At 48.3% G+C, this 26,688-nt stretch carries 17 protein-coding genes; all 17 read right to left on the reverse strand.

Going from position 1 to position 26,688, the window contains the following annotated elements; translation table 11 throughout:
- Window positions 1–16: 16 nt before the first annotated feature.
- Window positions 17–1,309, reverse strand: a complete 1,293-nt coding sequence (locus ACESLK_RS03440) for a glycoside hydrolase family 125 protein (protein ID WP_372662274.1) — start codon at window positions 1,307–1,309, stop codon at window positions 17–19.
- Between the two features lie 72 nt (window positions 1,310–1,381).
- Window positions 1,382–2,707 (reverse strand): ABC transporter substrate-binding protein, encoded by a 1,326-nt coding sequence (locus tag ACESLK_RS03445; RefSeq protein ID WP_372662277.1) that lies wholly within the window; start codon window positions 2,705–2,707, stop codon window positions 1,382–1,384.
- Window positions 2,708–2,853: 146 nt separating this feature from the next.
- Entirely contained in the window at window positions 2,854–4,038 is a 1,185-nt protein-coding gene (locus ACESLK_RS03450) for a GntR family transcriptional regulator (protein ID WP_372662280.1), read from the reverse strand.
- Window positions 4,039–4,101: 63 nt separating this feature from the next.
- Window positions 4,102–6,123, reverse strand: a complete 2,022-nt coding sequence (locus ACESLK_RS03455) for an RICIN domain-containing protein (protein ID WP_372662283.1) — start codon at window positions 6,121–6,123, stop codon at window positions 4,102–4,104.
- Between the two features lie 229 nt (window positions 6,124–6,352).
- Complete coding sequence (locus tag ACESLK_RS03460; protein WP_372662286.1) at window positions 6,353–8,461, reverse strand: CBM35 domain-containing protein; 2,109 nt, start codon at window positions 8,459–8,461, stop codon at window positions 6,353–6,355.
- A gap of 139 nt (window positions 8,462–8,600) precedes the next feature.
- Window positions 8,601–10,559 (reverse strand): glycoside hydrolase family 127 protein, encoded by a 1,959-nt coding sequence (locus tag ACESLK_RS03465; RefSeq protein WP_372662289.1) that lies wholly within the window; start codon window positions 10,557–10,559, stop codon window positions 8,601–8,603.
- A 48-nt stretch (window positions 10,560–10,607) separates the two neighbouring features.
- On the reverse strand, window positions 10,608–11,435 hold the full coding sequence (locus tag ACESLK_RS03470; RefSeq protein ID WP_372662292.1) for a carbohydrate ABC transporter permease: 828 nt from the start codon (window positions 11,433–11,435) through the stop codon (window positions 10,608–10,610).
- A 13-nt stretch (window positions 11,436–11,448) separates the two neighbouring features.
- Window positions 11,449–12,336, reverse strand: coding sequence for a carbohydrate ABC transporter permease (locus ACESLK_RS03475; RefSeq protein WP_372662295.1), 888 nt, complete (start codon window positions 12,334–12,336; stop codon window positions 11,449–11,451).
- Between the two features lie 62 nt (window positions 12,337–12,398).
- Window positions 12,399–13,775 (reverse strand): ABC transporter substrate-binding protein, encoded by a 1,377-nt coding sequence (locus tag ACESLK_RS03480; protein ID WP_372662298.1) that lies wholly within the window; start codon window positions 13,773–13,775, stop codon window positions 12,399–12,401.
- Window positions 13,776–13,904: 129 nt separating this feature from the next.
- Complete coding sequence (locus ACESLK_RS03485; protein WP_372662301.1) at window positions 13,905–15,278, reverse strand: ABC transporter substrate-binding protein; 1,374 nt, start codon at window positions 15,276–15,278, stop codon at window positions 13,905–13,907.
- A gap of 11 nt (window positions 15,279–15,289) precedes the next feature.
- Entirely contained in the window at window positions 15,290–17,119 is a 1,830-nt protein-coding gene (locus ACESLK_RS03490) for a sensor histidine kinase (protein ID WP_372662304.1), read from the reverse strand.
- Window positions 17,116–18,687, reverse strand: coding sequence for a response regulator transcription factor (locus ACESLK_RS03495; RefSeq protein ID WP_372662307.1), 1,572 nt, complete (start codon window positions 18,685–18,687; stop codon window positions 17,116–17,118). Before ACESLK_RS03495 ends, ACESLK_RS03490 begins: the two co-directional genes overlap by 4 nt.
- Window positions 18,688–18,890: 203 nt before the next feature.
- Entirely contained in the window at window positions 18,891–19,919 is a 1,029-nt protein-coding gene (locus ACESLK_RS03500) for a LacI family DNA-binding transcriptional regulator (RefSeq protein WP_372662310.1), read from the reverse strand.
- A 230-nt stretch (window positions 19,920–20,149) separates the two neighbouring features.
- On the reverse strand, window positions 20,150–21,751 hold the full coding sequence (locus tag ACESLK_RS03505; RefSeq protein ID WP_372662313.1) for an ABC transporter substrate-binding protein: 1,602 nt from the start codon (window positions 21,749–21,751) through the stop codon (window positions 20,150–20,152).
- A gap of 105 nt (window positions 21,752–21,856) precedes the next feature.
- On the reverse strand, window positions 21,857–22,762 hold the full coding sequence (locus tag ACESLK_RS03510) for a carbohydrate ABC transporter permease (RefSeq protein WP_372662316.1): 906 nt from the start codon (window positions 22,760–22,762) through the stop codon (window positions 21,857–21,859).
- 12 nt (window positions 22,763–22,774) lie between these two features.
- A complete protein-coding gene (locus tag ACESLK_RS03515) occupies window positions 22,775–23,644 on the reverse strand; it encodes an ABC transporter permease (protein WP_372662726.1) in 870 nt (289 codons plus the stop codon).
- A 115-nt stretch (window positions 23,645–23,759) separates the two neighbouring features.
- Window positions 23,760–26,600, reverse strand: coding sequence for a beta-galactosidase (locus ACESLK_RS03520; RefSeq protein WP_372662319.1), 2,841 nt, complete (start codon window positions 26,598–26,600; stop codon window positions 23,760–23,762).
- Between the last annotated feature and the right edge of the window lie 88 nt (window positions 26,601–26,688).

A 26,688-nucleotide genomic window follows, 5' to 3' on the forward strand; every position in this document is an offset into this window, starting at 1 on the left:
CATCGAAAGAGCCGGTTCATATTCGCACCTTCATGCCGCAAACATCAAGCACCAGCTCGCAGAACATCATATTAGCCCAAGAGAACCATTCGCGGCTGTATACGCCGGGATCGTCCTTGTGGAACCCTTCGTGCATCATGCCTTTACCTGCATCCGTGCGGGCCATGACATCTAGGAACCGCTCTTTTTCTTCTTGGACAGTTGCGGTTAAACCTTGAATCGCCAAAGCAATATGCCAGATATAATATTTAGGAGTATGGGGACTGCCGATTCCTTCAGCTGCAAGTCCCCGATAGAAATAAGGGTTTTCTTCGCTTAGCAAAAACCGCCGTGTATTCAAGTAAACGGGATCGTCCGGCGCGCAATAACCGAGGTACGGAATCGCCAGCAGACTCGGAACGTTGGCGTCATCCATCAGAACATGCCCGTCTAAGCCATCCGTTTCGTAAGCATAGATTTCGCCGAACCTCGGATGAACGACCTTGCCATGACTGATGATCCCAAAGCTTATTTCCTCTCTAAGCATTTCAGCTTCTTTTCCAAGCTTTTCATCGCCCAAGACGTCTCTCGAGATTTCTTCTAAATACCGCAGGACAACGATCGCAAACATATTCGAGGGAATGAGATAGCCGTATTTACAGGCATCATCGCTCGGCCGGAAGCCTGACCAGGTCATACCCGTGTATCCGGTAACTGCCCCTTTTCCTTCGCGGGGCAAGGTATCCGTGGCGGGACAATTCAGCCTCTGGAAAAGGTAGGGAGAGCGGGTTTCGTGATGCTGCTCCGTTCTCCATAGCGATAGAATGGCTCGAACGCCTTTCACGAACGTATCGTTGAACTGATCCGTTCTGCCTCCATTCTTCCAGAGCAGGTAGCTCAATTGCATCGGATAACAGAGAGAGTCGATCTCGTATTTCCGCTCCCAAATCCATGGGCTCATCGCTGTTAGATCGGTCTGATGACCTTTCCCGTTGCCTGATTCATTAAACGCGTTCGCGTAAGGATCATGCAGGATCTGTTGAAATTGCTGCTCGATCAGTCCTCTGATCATATCTGAAATCTCGCGGTCTTCCGATGCGAGGAGCAGATAAGGCCTCACTTGGGCTGCCGAATCCCTCAGCCACATGGCCGGAATGTCCCCGGTGATGACGAAAGTCGTTCCGTCCGGCATTCGCTTGATCGTCGTTTCGAGCGTATTGCGAATGCAATTTTCAAACATCTGTGCCACCCGGGGCCGGTCTTGCAGCTTCTCCGCGACATCCCTGATGAGCTTCTGCAAAATTAGCGTAGTTTTCACGGATTGTTCCATCGGCTTATCCCCTTGGTAAGTGTCAAAGGGAGGACGGATCCTCCCTTTGATCGGTTTCTATTTCACTTGATTTTATTTCACCTCTGCATTATCGCTCAACAGACGATCACCTTGTTCCTGCGCTTTCTTCAAGGTTGATGCTGCATCGGACTCACCCTGCATGAACAATTGCAGATTCGGAGTCAAACCGTCTCCCTCCATAACGGAATAGCCGGGGTGCTGCGGACGGATCTTGGCAAACTCAAGCGATTGCAAGAACGGCTGCCAGAGCGGGTCGTCCTTGAAGAACGGATCGTCCAATGCCGGTTTGAACGGCGGGATGTTCAAGCTGGTTTTGGCCCACAGCATCATATTCTCTTTGTTCGCCATCCACCATTTTACAAACTCCCAAGCCTCTTCCTTGTTTTTGGAGCCTTCCGGGATGACAAGACCAAACCCTCCCATAATCGTGCCTTTGTCCCCATTCGGACCGGAAGGCGGCGGTACGATACCGAAATCAAGCTCTTGGCCGTATTTCTTATAAGTGCTCAGCATCCAAGGTCCCGTATAATGCATCGCCAGCTTGCCTGTAACGAAAGCGTCTGTTCCTTCGCCGAGACCAGTCTCGAAGCCGACCTTATATACTTTGTCTTCCTTTAACAGCTTGTTCCAGAAATTCAGTACCGCTTGACCTTTATCGTTGTTGAAATTCGTCTTTCCGTCGTCCGTGATCATAGTTCCGCCCGCTTGCTGCAGGTACATGTTGAACAATCCTACATCGTTCAAGGAAAAGCCTGCAACCTCGAGCTTGTCGCCGTTCCATTTGGTCAGTTTCTTAGCTGCGACCGCTACCTCATCCCATGTCGTCGGCGGCTGTAATCCCGCATCGGCGAACATCTTCTTATTGTAGAACAACGCCCGTGCATCCACGGTCAACGGAAGTCCATATAATTTGCCATTATGAGACAGTTCCTTGAGCGATTCATCGAAATAATCTGCTGCATTGATGCCATCCCGCTTCATATATTCATCCACCGGATGCAGCACATTCTTCGGTGCGTACAGCGATGTCCGCCAGCGGTCCCAGAACAAGATGTCCGGTGATCCTCCGGAGGTTGCGGCCGTTAGAAATTTGGTGATCATGTCCTGTTGCAATGCATATTTAACTCGGATGCGGTCCTGCGATTTGTTGAATGCATCCACCATAGTCTCAAATTGCTTTTGTCCTTCTCCGCCCCAATCGCCCCAGAACGTAAGCTCAACCGGTTTTTCCCCCTTGGATTCAGCGACCGGAGCCTTACTAGCGGACTCGGATGGCTTCGCCGATTCAGCGGCCCCATTATTGTTCTTGCTGCTGCATCCCGCAATCAGCATCACTGCCATTACAACCGCAAGGACGGTTGTCATTGTTCTTTTCATCTTAACCCCTCCGTCTTCTAATATAAGCGCTTACAAATAATATATTATGTTCATAAGCTTGGTATGTCAATATGATATTTTTGTTTTTCAGTTAATATTTTTTCATTGAAAAAGGCCGCTGACGAATCAGCGGCCTCACGGTGATCTTAAGAAATTGTCGATACTCCCTTCACAATCTCGTGAGCCACGATATTATTCAGTTTTGTATCCTCATGATCCCACATACATAGAAGGATTTCCACCGCTTTCCTTCCCATTTCCCTTTCATTCTGCCGGACATGCGTAAACAGATATTCGCCGAATGGCTGACCCGGGGAATCGAAGCAGCCGATCTCGTAATCCTCTGGAATACTCTTGCCAATGGAATGCAGGACTTCCCGCAGTATGAGTGCCAAGTTGTATTCTGCAGATACAAACGCATTCAGCTCAGGGTTGAGTTCTACGAATCGACGAACCCGTTCAATGTCGGCTTGAACATAAGGTTTGTCGAATGATTGCGGCAATGAACTATACAGGTTCGTCATGATATGTTCTGGCTTTGGAGTCCAACCTCGCTGCTGGCAGGCGTCAGTAAAACCCAACAGCCTGTCTTCGATGGTCGACGTGTTCTCAGCCGGCGCGGACAGAAATCCGATCGGTCGATTTCCCTTTTCCAGCAGGGTATTTGTCAAATCGAATGCGGCCTTTCGATTATCCGTATATACCGAGCTTGCCGCTATTCCTTTAAGGTACCTATCGACAAAGACGATCGGGAACCCGTCCAATACCAGTCGCAGCAGTTCGGAATTATAGTGCTCCCCATGCCCTGGAAAGACTATTATTCCATCCACGCCAAGTCGGGCAAAGGAGCGAATCGCAGCTTCTTCTTCTTCCCTCTTATCATAGGTCAGCTTCATCAAGAGATGGCATTGCTGCAACGAACATGCTTCCTCGATTCCCCGAATCAGCGTGGCGCCGAAGGAATCGGCAAAGTCGGGCAATATAACCCCGACCGTACGCCATTCCTCGTCTTTTTCCAGCTTAGGATCGGTTGCCTCCGCCTGACTTGTTGATTTCATATCTTTCAATTCCGGCATCGTTCCGCTGACAAAGGTTCCTTTGCCCTGAATCCGTTCGACCAATTTATACTGCGACAAGAGCTCCAAAGCTTTCTTCGATGTAATTCGGCTTACGTTGAATTGATCCGCCAGCTCTTTCTCAGAGGAAACGCGATCGCCATTCTTCAACGTTCCTTCCTTGATCTTGTCGAAGATATAGTTAAATATCTTTTCGTATAAGGGTATATCCATGGCTACCTTCCCTCGACTATACTTGATATACCAACTATACATTTTATTTTTTAATATATCAATACCTATAAACAAATCGTCTAAGCTTAGAAGCGTAACAATTCCTCACTGAGAAACTTGCAGGTTATCCAGATTCAGCCAGTTCGAGCTGCCCTTCGAGGAGTCAAAGATCAGAGAAATAGTGTTGCTGCCAATGTTCAAATGGACATTCTGAACGATTACCGTATTGTACGCATTCCAACTGCCCGTACCGGAAAAACTCAGATTATTAACGATCCCGGTTCCATTCACATAGAGATAACGCCCTGCAGCGCCCGCTCCTCCCGCATAACGGAAGGTCAGATTGTAGGTTCCGGCAGTGTTCGCTATCACGTTAAAATCCACCCATTGGTTATTCAAATTCCAACCGGCCACATAACCCTTCCCTGTGTATCCCCCATGTATCGATTCAGTCGAAAGAGAATGGAGCACGGCCGCTTCGGCCTCATATGTTTTATCGGTTTCAATCAATTGGAAGGTCATATTATCCGTTGCCGAATAGGACCACTGAATCATCTCGCCGCCGCTTACCAAAGAGTTTCCTGACACATTCAAAGACTTGCCGGAGAGCCTGTTAATCACCTTATAGAACCCTTGACCGACACCTTGTATTTGCCATTGATCATTTCCGGTCGGGCCAAAATCCCACTGTATCACCTTCGCACCGTCATTAAGAGCTGCGTCTTTGACAGCCAGGGCTTTTCCGCTCTTTACGTTGATGATTTTATAAAACCCTCCATCAGTAGCCGTAATAACCCATTTGTCGTTTTGCTGAATACCCTGCTCCCACTGGATTACCTTCGCTCCGTTAGACAACGAAGCTCCGTCAACAGCAGCCGATAATCCTGTTGATTTTGGTGAAAGCCTATAAGTTTTACCCGAAACGATAGGGCCCGTGGACGCTTCTGTACCTGTTAACTTCAACATAACCGATCCATGCGGCGGGACATTGGCCGAATAGCTGTTGGTGAAGTTTCCTTTGTTTGCTTTTTCCCACAGATCTCTTACAGCTGCGTTAGGCGCTAACCCTAAGCTTGAGAAATTAACGGTCATATTAGCAGCAGCGTTAGTTCGATTAAACAACACGACCGCACGGGTTCCCGCAGTCTGCAATATTTTCGAATACACCTGTAGTCCCCCGAGGTCGCTTACCAACACCCCTTGTCTGCCTAACGGGTCCTGATCCACTGCGATGACCTCGGTATTCATTAGCGTGTCTTTGGTATATTGGTTCATGCTCGAGAGGTTATTTCCGGAAATGAGGGGTGCGGCCATAATCGCCCACATAGAGAAGTGTGAACGATATTCTGTATCCGTCATTCCTTCTCCGAACACAGCACCGGTGCCATAATTGCCTACCATCAGCATGTCCGGGTCATTCCAGCTGCCTGGACCCACAAAGTTCGCAAGCGGAGCATTCTGATCAATGATCCAGGTTACTCTTTCCCAAAAATCAAATATATCGTCTGTCGTTCTCCACATATTACCCGTCTCAGGGCCCCAAACCCATGGTTTGTTTATCCCCCAGTTACAAATGCTGTACACCATACTCCGTCCTGAGTTCAGCAACGCATCACGAATAATCGTATATCGCGTTTGCGGATCCATCCCCCCGTTGTCGCACCAATCAACCTTGACATAGTCCACTCCCCAGGAAGCAAACTTGTTGGCATCCTGAACTTCATAACCGTACATGCCGGGTCTCCCCGCGCAAGTCGTGTACCCTGCGTCCGTGTATAATCCGAACTTCAAGCCTTTGCTGTGAACATAATCAGCAAGCGCTTTCATTCCGCTCGGGAATTGAACGGGGTCTGCAATAATATCCCCATTCTCGTCGCGGCTCGTTTGCCAGCAATCGTCAATCACAATATACTCATACCCTGCAGCTTTCATCCCGCTGCTGACCATTGCATCCGCCGCTTGCTTGATTTTATTCTCATCCACATTACAAGCATAGAAATTCCAGCTATTCCAGCCCATCGGAGGTGTCAATGCCAATCCATTATTTAAGGCTTGAACCTGTTGTGGAGCAATACCGCCAAATGTCACAGGCAATGCGATTAATAATGCCAGAATGCATTTTAACAAAATATTGCCCCTAACCCGTGGTGCTTTTTCCATCATTTTAACATCCCTTCGTTATAAATTAGTTTCAAACCAATTGGGTAAAGCGCTTTCAAAAAGAATACTACTTGATATAACCACTATATGTCAATATATCATCATAATATCCATTCAAAAAAAAGTCTGCTTCAGCCTCATTGTAAGCAGGCTTTAGCAGACCTTTTCTAAAAAGCGCAATTACAAAGTTCTATTCTCAGCGCAGTTCAATATAGTCAAGCTCAGCGTAATTTGTACCTTTCGTAAGTCTGATGGTATTATTTCCTGCATTGAGGTTAACTGTTATCGTCTTTATTTTTCGAGTACCCATATTAGGAACATCTGAGATCCAGCCCCCAGTAGGCGTGTAAGATACGGAAGTTGAACCGCCTCCATTAATCGACATATTGTGGGTCGAATTCGTGCTTCCGCCATTCGCATACCCAATGTCCATCGTATAAGATTTAGTAGTGGGTACGTTTACATTAAATTGCACATAGCTGGTGCTGGAGTCTATATTCCCTACGAACATACCGGATGATCCATAACCGCTGTTTCTAACTATGGCACTATTTATTGTCGACTTCTCCGCTTCGACTCTGAGATTGAAAGTACCAACCTTAGTTAATTGGATATAGTCAAGCTCAGCAAAGCCTGTTGCGCCTTTGGTCAATCTGATTGTATTATTGCCTGAATTCAGGGTGACATTGACCTTGATCGTACCGTTGTACCCGGTGTACAACCATCCGCCCGTCGTTGGATAGGTTACCGTTGAAGAAGCTCCTCCGTTAACCGACAGATTATGGGTTGAATTGGACGATGTGCCGTTGGCATAACGAATTTCCATGATGTGCGCTCCTGCTGTAGCCGCATTCACAGTAAATTGCACATAGCTGTCGGCAAAATCCATTTGTCCTACATACCTGCCGTTAGAAGCGCTGACATTGCTGAATAGATTTGCATTGTTTACTGTACCGTTCTCGGCTTCATAACGGGTTTTGACAGATCCCGTCGGGGTAATGATTAGACGATAGCCCCAAGATTTATCCATACCAATAACAGGCACGGAAATCTGTCCGTTCGTTATGCTGAAATCCCCTTCAAAAACCGTTGTCGCAGCTGACACTGTTGTATCTACACCATACCATGGAGCCGCCTCCATCTTTACATGGGCAGTGCCGGAGAAGAACGGTGCCGCTGAAAAGCCTTTTACAATAATATTGCTGTCTCCATCCGATCCGCCGAACAAAACGTGAACATTCTGACTAGTAGAGTTGATGCTGGCAATACCGTCCAATCCCAGAGTGGTCGTGGAAGGAGGAGTGGTCATAGCCATGTTGCCTGACATGTCTCCGTACCACTTGTACAACCACCATCCGCCGTTTGAGGTGCCGGCATCCGTAATGATATTGCTGAGCCTTCCGGGTCTGAACCAGAAAGCTGCATTTGCCGTATCGACACCTTCGCGTTCAAACTGAGCAAAATATCTCACCATGCTTCCAGGAACGCCTTCTTCACTCATGACGCCATACTCATTAATACTAATCGGTCTTGGTGAAATCCCCAAATCTCTTTCTATTTGCCTGTAACTGGCAATGTGAGCCTTGATTGTCCAAGGTTTCGGATCATCCCTATAATGGCCTTCAGGCAACCCTAGTTCATGCCAACTGATGATGTCCGGCAGAACGTTATTGTCCCTGCAGTATGTCAAAAAGTTTGTCATCCATGTAGTATTCCACTGATCAATACTCGGGCCCATCGTTTTTGTGCTGGTGTCTTTTGACTTGATCCTCAAATAAGTGTTTTTCCAACCGTCATGGAACGAACCGGCGGCTGCGGTATCCCATGTCCAGTTAGGCTCGTTCCATAACTCATAGGCGTAAATATTGGTCGCGCCCGAAGCGAGTCTCGCATTAACGATTGAATCAATCTTGCTGTACCAGTCGCTCCAGCTTACCCATTGGTAGGGGAAATTCGGATAGATGTCGGGCATGCGAATCGTTACAGTGGCGCCGTTCCTTTGCGCAATCGGTGCGACAACAAGAGCATCGCCGATAGGAGTCGTTTCACCATTGGGTAACTGCCCCCCATTAGGCGCCATCTGTGTAAAATTTTTCGGCTTGGTAGGTGAAATCAAGCTGTCAGTTGGCCGTCCCTCTTCGGCAAGCCCATAAAGAGACCCTGAAGCAACATGCGTGGCTGTTCTGTATTGGTTGGCCAAATCGACTGTAAATTGCGGTGGCGGCGGTGCAGCAGATGCCGTCATTAGGGGAATGGATGCGAACACAATCATCATACATGCAATAAATTTCGAAACCTTTTTCATTTTTTGTCCACCTCTCATGATTTTTTCACTTACTCATTTGAAAATAAAGATCACTATCTTCTAACCACCTCCTTAAAGCGCTTACTTATGGTGTTAAAGAAAAGAGGAGGATAAACCTCCTCCATCTCGCTGAATGGCTTCACGGTCTCTCTTTAACCCAAACCGTCATTTCCCCTTCCCCGCGGTTGGCCCATGCATAGTAAGGTATAAAGGTTGCCAAGGCCGGTCCGTAAATCTTATCGGTATTCCTACGGTAAAGTTCTTCTCCCCATTCGTCCGTCGAAAGCCGTTCAGCTTCTATCTGGATAACTTGAACGCCGCCCAAGGTGTCCGGTTCGAACGAGGTCTGGGGCTGGCTGTTAGCGGGTAGAAACAACCGATGAAGATTTTTTCCGTTATCCGCTTCCTCCAAGCAATACACCAGCGGTCCCCGCTGGAGGGCAACTTTACCGACCGTATCCCGAAGGAGCGGATGGCCCTTCATGCGCAGAACATTCATCGGCAGAACCAGCTCGACCCGGTCACCGGGTTTCCAGGTTCTTCGAATGAAGGCATATCCATTGGCCATTTCCGGGGAATACCGTTCATCATTAACGAGCAGTATAGCTGTTTCGCTCCAATCCGGGATTCTCAGTGCCAGCGTGCAATCCATATCCGTCTCCGGATGTATCTCAAACATCACGCGGCCTTCCCAAGGAAGCTCAGATTGCTGCTTAAGATGAAGCTTCTGGCTGCCGATTTGAATGTCCGCTTCTCCCCCGACATAGAGGTGTGTGTAGATTGTCCGTTCTTTAACTGTGTAGATGTATTGCCCCAGAGAGGCTAGTAGGCGAGCGACGTTTGGCGGACAGCAGGCACACCCGAACCAACCTTGGCGCACTGTCTTCACGTGGTCGTACACATGATTCTTACCGCAAGCGTCCGGCCATACCTCGAGCGGATTGACATAGAAGAAGTGTCTCCCATCCTTGGACATACCACCCAGAACAGTGTTGTACAACGCTCGTTCCATCACATCGGCGTACTTGCTGTCCGGCTCGGCCTTTAACATCCGGTGAGCGAAAAAGATCAGTCCGATGGAAGCGCAAGTCTCTGCATAGGCTGTATCGTTCGGAAGGTCATAGTCAAGTGTAAAAGATTCTTCTTGCGCCATTGAACCGATGCCGCCCGTAATGTACATCCGCCTTGTGACGATATTATTCCAAAGCTTGCGGCAAGCCTCAAGCAGCCCGGCATCTTCGGTCTCGACAGCTACATCTGCCATCGCGGAACACATATACACCAACCGGACGGCATGACCTTCCGCGCTCTCCTGCTCGCGAATCGGCGCGTGCGCTTGGCTGTAGGTCCGTTTCTTGATCATGAAGTCGGATCCCCAATGGTTGGTTCTTCCACGCCGCTCATACTCCTCATCGTAGAAATGCGGTTCCTTGCCGCGTTCATCGAGGAAAAAGCGGCTGAGCCTCAGATAGCGCTCATTCCCTGTCGCATGGTACAACTTCACGAGAGCAAGCTCGATTTCCTGGTGCCCGTCATAGCCCTGCAACTTGTTTGGTTCGGGACCGAATACGGTGTCGATATAATCCGCGAAACGGCATGCGACCTCTAGGATCGTCCGTTTGCCCGTAGCCTGGTAGTAGGCGACCGCCCCTTCGATCAGATGACCCGCCGTGTAGAGCTCATGACATTCGCTCAGGTTGGTCCATTCGTTGCCCGGTTCCTTAAGCATGAAATACGTATTTAAATAGCCGTCGTCCCGCTGGGCTTTTGCAATTAGATCGATTAGAGTGTCCGCAACCCGCTCCAGCTCTGGATCTTGCTCGCACTCCAGCAAATATCCAACCGCCTCCAGCCACTTGGCGACATCGCTGTCTTGGAACACCATGCCATAAAATTCTCCTTCTTCTTCCCCGGCCGCGATTTGGAGATTTCGGATAGCACGGCTCGGCTCCGCGCCGGGAATCCGATCGTTCAGCGCGTCCCATTGATAGGGAACGACAACTTCTCTTACGAGACGGATATAGTCCGACCAGAAGGGATCTTGGATGCGAACGTCCTTTAGGGACAGGATCGAGTTTTGATTTGCTATTATAGCCAATTTGTACCACTCCCAGGTGATTTTCTATAGATTGCGAATTTCATTCAGTTATTCACCCTTCAACCCGGATAATGTTACTCCACGGACAAATGCATCCTGCGCAAGCAGAAATACGATGAGAATAGGCAGAACGGTAATAACTGTCGCCGCCATCAAGGCCGGCCAATCGGTCGAATACAGGCCCTGCATGTTGGCTAGACCAAGGGTAAGCGTCATTTTGTTCATCGAATTGAGGAACACGAGCGGGTTGATGTAATCGTTCCACGTGCCCATTGTAATGAAAATACCGAGCGTGGCAAGCGCCGGTTTGGATAGCGGGACGAAAATACGCCAGTAAATACCGAACGGTGTGCAGCCATCAATTTTGGCGGCTTCCTCAAGCGCGTTCGGAATGGTTGAGAAAAACTGCCGCAGCAAGAAGGTGCCGAAAGCCGACACAAGTCCCGGTAAGATAAGGGACCAATGGGTGTCGAGCAGCCCATAATATTTCATCAGCAGAAATGTCGGAATCATCGTGACTTGGGCCGGAACCATGAGCGTGGCCAAGTACAGACCGAACAGCCCCTCGCGGAATCGGAACCGAAGTCGGGCGAAGACATAACCGGCCATCGAGCTTGTAATCAGTTGGAACACGACAACGATGACGGTGATCTTCAAGGTATTGAAGAAGAAAGTGAAAAACGGAAAACGCTCAGTCATTTGGGCATAGTTGGCAAATTTCAACTGCTCCCCGAAAAATTTAGGTGGATACGTAAACACCTCGCTTAAATCCTTCAGGGAGGTGCCCACCGACCAAATGAATGGAAATAACATGATAGCCGACCCGAGCAGCAGCAAGACATGCGCCGCCGGTTTAAACCAAATGCGTGGTTTCATTGCGTCCTCCCCCTTAAGAAGTGCCCCATTTTTTTTGCCGCCAGAACTGTATGAATGTTACGATTAGCACGATGAAGAACAATACATACGCCATGGCGCTTGCGTAGCCCATCTGGAAATACTGGAACGCATTTTGGAAAATGTAGTAGACCAGCACTGACGTCGAACGGGCAGGACCGCCTTGCGTCAACAAGGCAATCATATCGAAAACCTGGAATGAGTTGATGATGGATATAATCGTAACGAAAAAAGTGGTAGGAGACAGCAGCGGCAAGGTTATACTCCAAAATTTCGTGAACCATGTCGCTCCATCGATATCTGCGGCTTCGTAATAGTCTTCTGAAATGGACTGCAACCCCGCGAGAAAAATCAGCATATTAAATCCGAGGCTTTTCCAGATACTTGCTATAATGACGGCCGGCATCGCCCATTTCGGGCTGGTTAGCCAAGTAGGTCCGTCGATGCCGAACCAGGAAAGGGCGTAATTGAGCAAGCCGAATTCCGGATTATAAATCCACTGCCAGATAACCGTTATGGCGACCATCGAGGAGATGACCGGAATAAAGAAAGCCGCCCGGTAAAACCTGATTAGCGCCAGCTTTTGATTCAAGAAAACCGCAAGGAACAATGACAGCGCTATACCGATCGGCACGCTGACAAGAGTAAAGTAGAAAGTATTTCCGAGTACCTGCTTAAATACGGGATCATGAAACAGTTCCTTATAATTGTCGACTCCGTTGAACTGAAAGGAATCGCTCAAATTCCAGCTCGAGAAGCTGATGACAAACGTAGCCAAAACCGGGAGCAGCAAAAACATCAAAAAACCGATGATGTTCGGCAGCAGCATAAGGAGGGCCCAAAATCCGTCTTTATAAAGCAGAGGCTTACTTGGTTTCATCATCTCACCCCTGGAGTAGAACCCGGGAAGGAGGAGTATAGCATCCTTCCCGGACCCATTATCTGTTATTGGTTTTGCGCAATGCTTTTGTTCGCGAGCGTTTCGATATTCTGAACAGTCATGTCGAGCGACTGATTGCTGAGGAAATATTTATCCAGCTCTGCTGTTGTGTCTTCCTGGATTTTTTGGCTGCTAAGCAGGGCGTACGGATACGTTTTGGATTCCGTGAAATAGGGAATCAAATCCTTGAAGCCGTCCGGATGAACGCCTGCCGTCAGCCATTTGCCGATGCCTTCTTCGGTATAAAGTGATTTTTTGTTCGGCAGCCATAAGCCGGCTTTAACGTTTTGTAATTGATATTGCTCGGAGGAGAGGAATTTTATCAATTTCCATGCTTCTTCCGGATGCTCCGTATTAGCCGACGCTACGTGCAGATGCGCTTGTCCATGGGTTACAGCTTCTTTGAATTTCGGAAGGACTGCCATACCCACTTTGAAGTTCATATGGGACAATTCCTGCAACGCCCAAGATCCGTCGACGAGCATAGCGATTTTGCCGGTTTGCAGCATTTGCGCTGCGCTCATTCCGCTGTTCGTCAGAAGTTTGCCTTCTGGGCTGACTCCGTCTTTTCTGCGAAGATCGGATATCGCCTGTAGTGCTTCTTTAACTTCCGGCGTATTAGCTGCGGATGACTTAAGATCTTCAGAGAACCAGTTGCCGCCGTTACTCATGATTTCAGCGATGGTCATGTAGTAGTTTTCCATACCGAACACGCCGTACTGGTCGACTTTGTCGCCGTTTTTAATGGTCAATTGCTTCGCGAGGCTCACGAAATCCGACCACGGCAACGCTTTGTTCGGATCGCTGGGCGGATAAGGCAGGTTGGCTTTGTCGAAAATGTCTTTGTTGTAATAGAGAACCGGAGCAACGATACAGGATTCGATGCCATAATATTTGCCATCCACTGTGCTGAGGGTGACTGCGGAATCGATTAGGTCTTCCGAGACGCCTTCAGAGTTAACTCTATCTGTAATGTCAAGCAAGCTTTTCCTTTTCACGAAATCACGGTAATAGTCGCTTTGCAGGAAGAAGACGTCCGGCGCTTCTCCTCCTAGGACTAACGCCTGCATCTTGGCGATATATTGTGTACCGCCTGGAATTGTCGTATATTCAACTTTAATGTTCGGGTTTTCTTTCATAAATTGATCCAAGCCTTTTTTAACACTTTCGGTTTCAAGCGGGCTTACTTCCCATCCCATGAACTTCAGGGTAACTTGTTTTTGTTCCCCGCCTTCTGTCTTGTCGCTGCTAGCGGATTCGGATGCCGGAGCCGCATTCGAGCTCGAAGGTGAGCCTGACGAATTGTTGTTGTTCCCGCCGCACGCTGATAAGATTAGCGCTAACGTTAGAAGAAATACGATTGAAAATGACCATTTTTTCATAGAAAGACCCTCCACGCTTCGGTGTATTTGTCGGAGAATCCAGCGCGTATTAAAACGCTTTCATCTGCCATACATTCACTATACCGAAAGAATGGAGGGTAAAAATTGAAGCTTTTTTTGATTTAGCGACTATTTTTGTGAGAATAAACCGCTTACTTTTTGCGCAATTCCATCGAGCGCCTCTTGAGCGGTCATCTCACCTTGCCAGACAGGAAGTAAACCGGCTGTTACCTCTGGATAAATTTCCTTCTGGTTTTGAAGGTAATATCCGATACTAGGCATCCCGTTCTCGAGCAGTTGTTTCATCATTGCGTCCTTGAAGCCGGGTGGATGAGCGGCCGGGTTCTCATTCACCCACTGGGCGACGAGGGAAGGGTCCGTGTACCACTTCTTCAGCACAGGCATCCACAAGCCATCCGTGTAAAGATTGATCGCTTTGTTCGGATCGGATAACCATTTGTATAGCAGCCAGGCTTCTTCCGGATGCCGGGAGGAACGGAATAACACCGTTGCCCCGCTGAGTCCGACCGTAACGCTTCTTTCCAGCTTCGGAAGAACGCCGATGTCAAAATCCACTTTCGCTTTGCCCAGATCGAGGTTGATCCATTGCCCGTCGACAATCATAGCCGCAAGCCCGGCTTGCAAAGCGACATTCATGGCAGGCAAAGACTTGGATTCGAACGGAGAAGGCGCAACATGGTAAACGTTAATCAAGTTGGCAAGCTTCTGTATGGCCTCCGCTGCTTCAGGTGAATTGAGCGTAAACTGAGTACCGTTCGAACTGATCCAATCCCCGCCGTTCCCAAAGATAAAATTGTTGAGCGGGTCCGACCATGTCTCGAACATGATTCCATAGCGAACAATATGATCCTTGTCGAACAAGGGGTCGGTCGCATTCCGTCCTTCGTGATCCAGAGTAAGCCGCTTGGCCGCATCTACGAACTGATCCCAGGTCCATGCAAGCTCCGCTTGGGCTGGGGGAGGCGGCACGCCAGCTTCGGCGAGCAGGTCCTTCCTGTAATAAAGACCGAAGCACTCTGCCGCCGTGCTGATGCCCCAGGCATAATCGTCGGACTTTTTATACCACACGTAATCCAAGAAATCATCTTTCTTGAGGTCCGTATCCTTGTTCAAAAAGTCGAACAGGTTCAAGAATTTGTCCTGCCTCGCGAACACTTCCCCGAGCTCCGTTGTCATGTATGCGATATCGGGTTCCTCATTAGAAGCGGACATGGCCAGAATCTTCGTATTGTAATCGGAATTTGGAAGCTGGGTCGGTTCCACCCTAATCCAGGGATACTCCTGGGTGAATCGGTCAAGCGCGTTTTCAATCGCTCTTTTCTCTTCAACGGATCCCCAATAGGTGAATCTCAGATTGACTTGTTCCCTCTGATCATCCTTTTCCGGGACACTCAATTGATCGTTCCCCCATCGCCATGAAAGGGCGGCAATGATGACCATAACCGCAATTACTCCGACCGTAACGATACTTTTGCGGTACATGATGGATCCTCCTATCCTCTCACTAGTGGCAAAACGACGGTTACTGAGGTGCCTTTACCGGGAACGGATGTGATGCGAATGCCGTATGGCTCCCCATAGAGAATACGGATACGCCGGTTTACATTGGACAGACCGACATGATGCTCACCCTTCAAGAGGTCATCCAGCCGCGAAGTATCCATGCCCTGTCCGTTGTCCTCGATCCGGTAATAGCGGGCGTTCTCGTCCATTCGGCAAGTAATCCGCAGCACTCCGTCCCGCTTCAGCCGTTTAAATCCATGAACGAAAGCGTTCTCCACAATCGGCTGAAGAAAGAATTTCGGCACATCGTCTTCAAGCATATGGGAATCCATATCATATTCCACTCGAAAAGAACCCTCGAACCGCTTGCTCATGATGGTGACATAGCTTTCCAAATAGGTGAGATCATCCCGAAACCGAACGATGGCTGCCTCGGTCTTTACCATGTACTTAAGCATATTCGACAAGCTTACGACGACTTCGCTGATTTCGGATTCCCCTTTTTCCAGCGACATGAGGCTTACCATATTTAGCGTGTTATACATGAAATGGGGGTCGAGCTGCAAATTTAACGCTTTGATCTCAGCTTCCTTCTCGCGGATTTGCGTTTCGTAATTTTCCTGAATCAGCTTGCGAATGCTTTCGTTCATATCGTTAAATTTCTTCATCAGAACTTTGAACTCGTAACTTCCGCTTTCCTCGAACCGTGTTTCAAACCGCCCTTCCCCCGTGTTCACAATCGCCCTGATCATCGTCCGGAATGGTTGGGTGACGAGTCGAGACAGGAATAAAGACAGGCTGATGAACAGAAGCGTAATCATCCCTACCGAAATCAACATGTTACGGATATATTGACGGATGACCGGATCAAGCAGTTCTCGCGGGGGGATAACCGCCAGACTGAGCCAGCCGGTTATTTCTGATCGTGAGAAGGCCACTACCTTCTCTTCCCCGTCGATCTCTATCATGCGTACGCCGTGCTTCTCGTTCATTAATTCATCCAATACGGGAAGATCCATTTTATTTGTTAGAAGCGAACGGTCCGGATGAGAGACAATGTGACCGGTTCCGTCCACGACGAAATAAGTGCTGCCGCTCACCGGTATACTTCCTGCAAACACGCTAGTGAATAGGGAATCCTTAAAATTTAAGATGAGTATCGGCCTGTCCTTCATGTCAGAGTAAGCCCGAAAATCACCCTGGAAATAGGAACCTTGAATCATGGATACCGCCGAAAAAAGGTACTTGTAGTCATAGTCCATTTGCTGCAGATAAGGGATACGAAACATCTCGGCGAACTCGTAAGTCGGTACCCACTGGGTTTTCCCTTCCCCCTGACGGGCAATCCGGTTCATAACGGTATCCGCGAACCCCTTTATGGGAATGAAGTTTTTGGCGTGTTCGCTGTTCGCCGACGAAGCGGTGCCAAAGACGAAATAGGAGGTCGCAACCTGTACGGAGTACAAGTCTTGGGATTGAGCAAAATATTTATCGAGGATGCCTTTGATGCGGAGATCAGCAGCAAGCACTTGCGTCTTGTTCTCTGGATGCAAATGAGAGAAAGCCTCATAGAAGTCGGCATCCTCCGTAAATCCGTAAATCATTTCACGAATCCGCGAAAATTTGGCATCGATGATTTCATTGTTTTTCCTGACTATTGTGAAGACGTCTTGTTTGGCCATCTCAAGCACAGTATTGCGGCTTAGACGGTAATCGCTGAAGCTGACAATCAGGACTGTAACGACAAGCAGCAAAATGTAGGTGAAGAGCAGCTTCGTATGGAGACGGCTGATCTTAACCGCATTCAGTAATCTTCTCATCCCCCGCCGACCTTGCCTTTCATTTGCCTGAAGGAATTGGGGGAAATTCCCGTTTTGCGTTTGAATATCTTGTTGAAATAGGAGGGGTTATGGAAGCCGACCCGTTCCGAGATTTCCGAAATCTTATCCTCGGTATTTTCCAATATCCGCTCCGCCTGCTTGATCCGCATACTAATAATATATTCGGAAAAGTTGACGCCTGTCCTTATTTTGAACAAGTTGCTGAAGTAGGACGGATTAAAGTGGAACATAGCCGCAACGGACTCCAAAGAAATATCCTCCATGTAGTGCTGCTGCAGATAAGCTTGACATTGAAGGATGATCAATCCGTTCTTATCCTGACGAGATTTTCCGGATAACTCTAACAATTCTTCTACCAGCTTTTTGAATCGGAATCGCAGCTCCTGGTAATTACCGCACCTGCTGATCTTTTTTTTAAGGTGGGAATGCGACAACTCTATCGCTTCGGTTGGAATGACGCTTTGCAGCCCCTCGATCATCTTCCATAGAATCATATATAATTCTTCCTTTATAAGATCTGGATCGGGAAAAGGCGGCGCTTCGCGCTTTTGGAAGAATGCATTCACTAGTTCTATCGCCCTCGGCTGGTCGCCGACCTTCACCGCAAGCGTCAACGGTTCGGCAAGCTCTTTGGAGCCGGGCGTCACTTTATCGGTAAACGCTCGAATATCCGATCCCCAGATAATCGCCTCGTCAGCAGCGAAAAAACGATGCCTCAGAGCAAGAAGTGCCTCTTCATGAGCATACCTAGCCTCTTCTGTCAGCGCAGGGCGGATAGTACTTATACCCAGTACTGCCTCCTCCATGCCTTCACCTGTTCGCAGCTGTTCGAATAAACGGGTTATTCTGCTGACCGTTTCGGAAGGCTTGGCGGCGAGATAACGGTCAAGCCAGATGAGCGTTACGAATAACCCAGAGAAGGGGTCGCCAAACAAAATGCATTTACCTAGGGGAGCCAATAGCTTATTCCATTTCTGTCTGACTGCATTCGGAATGTTTTTGTCGACTTTCGTCTGCTGGTCTTGGTTCAGCTCGATAACCATTGTGATTCCAGGACCATCTGCCGGGATATACCGATTTAGCTCGAGACGCTGTTGCTCGTCCAACTTTCCGGCTATCAGCGCGTTCCACAGATGCTCATGATAGACGGAAACAGATTGATTCAAGGAAGATTCATGGGCAAACATTTCTTCCAGCTTGTAGATGATCCGTTCGATATCCGAAAGACCGATCGGTTTAACAAGGTATTCCACGACACGGTGCTCAATGGCTTGCTTGGCATAATCGAATTGGCCATATCCGCTTATAAGAACAGTTTTGATATGCGGCTTTTGACGGGAAATACGCTCAATAAGAGTCAAGCCGTCCACATCGGGCATCCTAATATCGGTCAAGACCGCATCCACGGGCTCCGTTTCGATTTTCTCCCATGCTGTTTCGACATCCATCGCCTCGATAATGCGATATTCCGGTCGTTGTTTTCTGAGAATGGCGGATAATGCTTTGACTTGACGAGGCTCATCGTCGACTAAAAGCAATGTTGTCATTCGTTTACCCCCTGGATGAAAGCGTTGTCAACTAATAATATAACCTTTCTATCGTTTCAAGGGGTAATAATATCTTTGGAAAATGCAACAAATACTAGATGTCTTGAATGAAAATCCATATTGAGATCGGATCTTCGGAAAACAAGGAAAAACCCTCTCCACAGAAAGGGTCTAATATGGCTTACAGCACAGTAGTCTGTGGCCTATAAAATTCTTGGCGCTGTACTTTGCCTGATTATGAGCTGCGGCTCAAGAGAAGTTAACTTCTTCACTTTTCCTTTGTTCATCATCTGCCGGAGCACTTTAACAGCTGTTCGACCAAGCTCATTTGCTTGTTGAGATATTGTTGTCAATTCGGGAATGACATGGTGAGCCAGAGGAATATCATCGAAGCCTACAATTGAAATGTCATCCGGGACTTTCAAGCCGTACTCGCCAGCTGTCTTAATCGCTCCGATCGCTGTAAAGTCATTTACACAGCATACCGCGGTGGGCTTCTCACTCATTTCCAACAATTTCTGCATCTGTTGCCTTCCCGATTCCATAGAAAAGCTATCCGTTAAAATCCAGTCTTCTTTGACTCGGAGACCTTCATCCCGCAGCGTTTTGCGAAAAGCGCGCAGCTTGATGGAGGTTGTTGTCATATGACTTTCCCCGCCAATAAAGCCAATTTGCGTATGCCCCAACTCGATCAAATGACGCACAGCGAACACGGTTCCCGCATATTCATCCGTAACAACACGTGTCAACTCGGTATTCCTCATATTTCCGTTAACAAGCACTATCGGAATTTTCTTGGCATGATCGACGATTTCCTGAACGAGGTGTGGTTCGCAATCCTTAAGGTTAATCCGTCCACCAAGAAAAATAATACCGTCTACGCGTTTTTCCTGCATGATATTAAGATATTCAGTTTCTTTGGTATAAACGCCCATTGTGTTGCACAATAGAAATGTATGTCCAGATTCCTGAGCTTCCAGCTCCGCACCAGTAAACACTTCTGGAAAAAAGGGATTGGTGAGATCGGGCAGAATAACGCCGATAATACCCGTTTCTTTTGAAAGGAGGCTTCTAGCCATCGCGTTCGGCTGAAACTGATACTTTTGAATGAGCGCCTCGATCTTCGCTCTTGTAGAGACCTTTACCGGTGCAGTTCCGTTTAATACTCTAGATACGGTGGCAACGGATACTTTAGCTTCGTTGGCTATATCATATATGGTAATTTGTCTCACGCGAACATTATCCTTCCTGCTGTCAGGGTTCGTCCTATTATATCAAAATAACGCTTTTCATGAAAAGGGTTACATATATAACAAAAAAGCAGACTAGCTCAGGAAAAGAACCGATCTGCTAGGGAGTCCAATTTCGTAATCCATCATGCCAGAATAAATTGTGGGGCTGTCCTCTCAGACAGCCCCACTCCATTCGACTTTACTGTTCTGGTTGGATGGTATAGCAGCTATTAGCCTTCGATTAGTGTCTTGTAAGCGTCCATTTGCTTCTGAATTTCCGCGAGCACTTTATCGTAGCCTGCGGCTTTCAGCTTGTTCCGGAAATCTTCAACCGCTTTAACCGGATCGCCCGCTTTCCCAAACAGGATGGCTGGACCCATCTCGCCAGTGACTTGGGAAATCGCCGTCAGCTCAGCATCGATGCTGCTCTTGTCGAATACGAACTGTCCGTAAGGGTATGGCTTTTTGTAGGTGTCATAATCCGCGTAGTATTGGGTTACGCCATCCCACACCGTATCGGTAGGAATCTCGAATTTGTCGACGCGGCCGCCCCAGAAGTCGGAGTAGAATTCATCTCTTTTTTGATCATAGCCGGCCGGTTTGACACGTTTACCGTCTTTAAGTTCGTATTGAACGCCTTCCATGCCGAAGTTGATCAGCTGGTAAATCTCTTTATCGTTGCGCATCAGTTCATAGGCCATAAGTGCGCGTTCTGGATTTTTGCTATGCGCGCCAAGCGAAGTTCCGCCGTGCGTGATTGACAGCTCGATCAGATTTTTGCGAGTTGCGGAGAATGGGAACATCGCAAGCTCGGAGCCTGGTTGCTCTTCGTCCATTAGTACGCGCAATGACCCGAAGGTTTGCGTGTGATGTGCATCTGCACCGGACAAGCCCGCCTTAAGCAACGTTCGAGTATCTCCTTTGTAATTCAATACGTCTTCGCGCCAGTAGCCCTTGTCCGCCCAATCCTTCATCATCTTCGCCATATTCAAGAATACATCGTTGAAAATCGGGCTATCGACCGTGTACTTCTCATCAAATGACTTCGCAAAGAACGCAGGCATATAACCGGTTCCGATAGGAAGCTCAATCATGTCGGTATACGAGGTCGTGAAACCGAGATAAGGTGCTATGTTACCGCTGGATTGAGCATCCCAAGGAATAACGTCCGGTTTACTTTCTTTGACGTATTGGAAATACTTGCCCAGTGTTTCGAAATCGATAATCGGGCTTGTGATTCCCGCTTCCTTGGCCCAGTCTCCGCGATAGAAGAAGCCATGGTTAACCCATTGCGTATAGTCGTTCTCAGGAATAAGCATGATCTGATCTTTATACTTCGTTTGCGCCCAATCTTCCTGTGGAATGGATTCCCACGTTTGCGGCGCGTATTTCGGCAGAAGCTCGTCAAGCGGCGTGAAGGCACCCCTCTGAGCATTATTCCAAGTATCCAGCCAGTCCGTTGCAACCGTGATCAGATCGATCGGTTCGCCGGACGCCAGCAACAGGTTGTATTTCGTGGACCAATCCGCCCATTCGACCCATTTCCATTCCAGCTCCGCATTGATTTTCTCTTTCATGAGCTTGTTGACTTTCTCTAACGTTTTATCGAATTGACCGTTCTTTGGCTTGTCACCTAATACAACATAGCTGACCTTAACGAACTTCGAGGTATCTACCGCACCGCTATCAGCACTGCCAGCACTTTCTTTGCCACCAGCATTACTTGCACTGCCGCTATTCGCCGCCTTTTCATTGTTCCCGCTGCATGCCGCAAGAACGATTACCATCACAATGGACATAACGAATGAGACCAATCTTTTTCCTCTTAACATTTCATTTCCTCCCCTGGGTTAAAATGATCATCTAGACCTGTCTGTAACCGATTTCAATTTATGTGAAGGAGTCCCTTTATGAGCTCTCCCGGCACAACATGCACATTATCCTTTAACTGCGCCTACCGTAATCCCCTTGATAAAGTATCGTTGAACGAACGGGAAGAACAGAATGACGGGACCTGTCGCCACAATCGCGGTCGCCATCTTCATCGACTCAAGCGGCATATCTCGAAACGGGACATTGGCAGAAGCGGATGAACTCCGGATAAATTCCGCGCTTGTAATAACGTTGTATAAGAAAAGCTGCAAGGGTCGGTATTTCATGTCCGCTGAGAGAAACAGCATCGAATGATACCATTCGTTCCAGTACGCGAGGGCGATGAACAGTCCGATCGTTGCCAAAGCGGGCGTCGTCATCGGCAGAATCAGCCGGACGAAGATCGTGAAATCACCGGCGCCATCGATCTTGGCCGATTCCGTAATCGCATGCGGTATCGATTGAACGAAGGCCTTCATCATAATGATAAGAAACGGGCTTAACAAGCCGGGCAGCAGCACAGCCAGGTAGTTATCCTTCAAGCTCAAATATTGCGTCATGAGCAAGAAGAAAGGTACGAGCCCGCCAGAGAACAGCGTCGTAAAGTAAATTAGGAAGGAGATGTTATTCCGATACTGGAAATCCGGCCTCTGTAAGGCATAACCGGTCATCGCCACTACGAACAACCCCAATATCGTTCCCAAGATGGTTATTGCAGCTGTTACTCCGTATGCGCCGATGATATATTCCGGATTCTCGAATACGATCTTGTATGCGAACGAGGAGAAATCCTTAGGCCAGAAATTGAAGCCGTACTTCTGGATTGCATTCTCTGCCGTGAACGAAGTGCCGAGTACGAGCAGGAACGGCAGCAAACAGCATAGGGAAAATAATCCGATAACTCCGTAGCCGATAAATCCGACGACTCTCTCCGCGGCATTAGTTCGAATGCTTCGCGAGACATTTTCCATTCGTGCCGCCTCCTAGAATAATGAATTTTCGGGTGATACTTTCTTAACGAACCAGTTACAGGAAACGACGATAATGAAACCGAATACCGATTGATACAAGCTGACAGCGCTTCCCATCGAGAAGTTAAAGTTGTTCATAAGAGAACGGAAGACATATGTTTCGATAATATCTGTCGTAGGGAACAGCATCGTGTTGCTTGCACCGACCAAGTTGTAGAACAAACCGAAGTTTCCTTTGAGAATTCCGCCGAGCGAGAACAGCAGTAATATAATGAACGTTGGCTTCAACCATGGAATGATAATGTGGATAATACGCCGGTAAGCGTTGGCGCCGTCGATTTCGGCAGCTTCGATAATCTCGTTGTCCAATCCCATGATTGCCGCGAAATAAACAATGGAGCCATAACCCGTCGTCTGCCATAAGTAGACAAGGACGATAATAAAAGGCCAGATATGGGGATTGGAATAGGTTTTGACAGGATCGAACCCTAGAGATTCGAGCACACTGTTTAATACCCCGTAATCGTAGCTCAGAAAGTTATAAGCAATGAGCCCGATCAGCACCGCGGATATAAAGTACGGGAGAAACATGAACGTCTGGGCAACTTTTTTGAACCACTTTTTACGCAGCTCGTTCAGAAGAACCGCCACGACAATTTGAAGAACGTTACCCAGTATAATGAAGGCCAAGTTGTAGAGGATCGTGTTCACCGTAAGTCGCCATAAGTCTCCGTTAATGACGAGGAACCGGAAGTTATCGAACCCTACGAACATACTTCTGAATATGCCGTCCGAATAGTTGAACTTAATGAAGGCGAGGTACAAGCCGGGCATTGGCAAATACGCAAAGATGATGAAAAATAATATGGCGGGAGAACACATGAGCAGAAGCGTTCGGTTGTTCCAAAGCCGTTTGGTTTTGGATATGCCCAAGTAAGGTGTTTTCTGCTTCACCGCAATGGATTCGGTTGATTGCATCGGATGCGCTCCTTTCCTCTCAAGCTTTAATGAAAGCGAATTGTTCGATCACGCATGGGCCCTTCAGATCTACCGCCTCTAGATATACCGCCATGTCGCCTTCCATTGCTGAGAACCAAGGACCAGGCAGCCAGAACGAATCCGGACTACCTCCTCTCATCGAAGGGCGGGCATCTCCCCCCGGCAACCAAATCCGAGAAACGAGTCGCCCTTGAAATAACACGGACAGCTTCATGCCGGTGCCTGTTACCTTCACGCGCCATCCGCCCTCACTAGGAGGAAGAGGTATCTTACCGAATAACCAACGGGACTCTCCGGCTTTAAGCGTTATTGGCAGCTCAATCTCGCTTGCTTCGATAGATTTGCTGGCTGCATGATGAACAAGCTCTTTCTCGCCGCATTCCGTAATCCGCCAATCGTTCGCTGCATGACCCTCATACAAAATAACGTTTCCGGCATCAGCTTCGAGTCTCCGGTCCAGGAAAACCGACAACTGCACTCTCTCTCCCGGCGTGACGCAAGAGGAAATGTCAACGAAAGGATCGAAAGGCGTAACGGAAGCTATGGCAACTCCATTCGCGTATACCTCCACGACTCCTTGCAAACCTTCGAATTGCAATGTCCAAGAATTAGCGGATGGTGAAGCTTCGAACGACTTGCGGAAGCATTCCACCATCGGACGCTCCATCTGCAGCCAGCCTCCGAATCCCGTGATCGGCCATTGGCGGTCATCGTATGCCGGATCCGCAACCATTGCCCGATCTCCCTTGACGAGCTGTCTTCTCCAATTGCCGCTAAGGTCTTTGACCTTGCTAACGGCAACAAGTCCTTGAAGCCCTTTCATTGAGCTCAGGCGCAGAGCAGGTCTCCTCGCGTCGTCGAAGTTGGTATGTCCCCAGATTTCGGTTCTCACTGTAAACTCTCCAGCTTGTTCGCCAACACTTGGCAGAAAAGTACTGGATCCGCCTGGAACGGCAGTTCCTGCATACACGTTACCCGCATACACTGAGATGATGTCGCTTGCTTGGCGTACGAGAATGCCTTCGCGGCGCAGGTTACTCGGCATCGTATCCTTTGCCTCGTACCAGGCATACCCACGGTAAATGCCCAATTTCTCTAAATAATCGGCATGTTCGATCGTTCTGGTCATGGCAGGACCAACTGGAGTTGTAGGATCAATGGAATAGTCCGACCATGAAACGGTCAAGGATACGGGTTTATTGTCATACACAGGCAATGACTTGGTTTGAATCTGTCCATCCAAACCGATATCTTCCAATGCAAGCGCGGCATTCCGATCCATGATTACAATGACGAGTCGACGTCCATCTGAAGCATTACCTTTTATAATGGAAGGACTCCTATGCGACCCGAACGTGAGGCGAACCCGGTTGCCGTCCTTTCTCACTTCTCCCCCATCTGCCTCACATTCAATCTCTTCATCGAATTGGAATACTATTTCTCCATCGCTATCGGCGTGGAATGCCGCGATCGTTTCATTCGCAAGTGTTTTCAGTAGAAACATCTCAGCGGTTGAGTAGAGCAATTGTCCCGCGAAATTCCATTCGGAGAGCGGAATTTCTACTGGAACGGCTATCGTGCTGCGCCCAGTAAGAGTTATTGATATTGCCTCTTCGGTGTGCCCATTATTCAGAAACGCGGTTATGCTATCGTCCGATGTATTGTGCAGGAAGACTAAGTGTCCTCCCTGACTAAGCGGAAGCGCCGTCGGTCCGATTAGACTGCTCACAGCGGCAGTGTCCATGAAGATGGGACTTGCTTCCCCTGTTGGCAAAGCTTCTGCCAGAGATGAGCTGTAAGCTTGAATCAACCGATTCAGGAGCCTGCCTTCGTAAACCTCCGGTCTTAGCTGACCCTCAGGCGATATCATCCCTCCGAAGTCGTAGTCGGAAGTCATGAAGGCAAGAGGCTCTCCCCAGTTATTCGTTCCGTTTGTGAAGCCGAAATCCGTTCCGGATACTTGTAAGTAGGGTCCGAGCAGCTTAGCGCCGACGGATAATAATCTCCGGAGCAGGAAATGGGAACGATTCGTCTCGGTCACCATGAGCGGCAGGTTGCGTTCCCCGAGCAGTTGCGTATATTGCAGCACCTTCTCTTCGAATTCAGGATCCGTATCGTTTGGATAGAAGTTGCAGGTAGGAACAACACCTTCAGCAAAGCCCGAAGCCTCGTATAATCCGCCTTGCCCTGCGCAAGCAATCAACGGAACCTCAATTCGATGTTTCAATGTCATGTCGCGCAATGCAGCGATATAACCATGCGGGTCTTTGCACCCGTAGAAATCTAGTTCATTCTCGAGCTGGATGCAAATGACGGAGCCGCCTTCGCTGACCTGCTGCCGGTGAAGAATGGGGAGAATCTTCTCGAACCATTTAGACACATGCAGTAGGTAAGCGGGATCATTATCCCTGAGAGTTAAGCCGTCCTTCGCAAGCAGGTATGCCGGAAGTGCTCCTCCATCCCACTCAGAGCAGATATAAGGTCCGGGTCTTGCTACCGTCCACAACCCTGCCTCCTTAACCAATCGCAGGAACTCTTCCGCATCCCTCTCCTCTTTGAAGTTCCACTGCCCTTCAGACAATTCATGATAGTTCCAAGGGAAGTAGACGTCCACACAGTTGTAACCAGCTATCTTTAGGCGATCTAATCTGTCTTTCCATAGCTCCCGTGGAATCCGGAAGTAAAAGACTGATGCAGATACGATAATGCTTGACTTCCCTTCTACTCGAACTGCTTTTTTGGATAATTGAATAGGCATGACGTCTTGCATGTAAACTAGCCCCCATTCGCGGAACAACGTATTAATGCCATTTTCGACATTTAATGTAACCCATTTCATGAATCCGGTTTCATTTTCCCTAAAAAAAATAAAAACTCTTTATTACTTCTCTCTGGGTTAACTAAATGTAACGGGTTACATTTGTGAG

Origin of the sequence: Cohnella sp., from assembly GCF_041640265.1 — a bacterium.
Lineage (GTDB): Bacteria > Bacillota > Bacilli > Paenibacillales > Paenibacillaceae > Cohnella.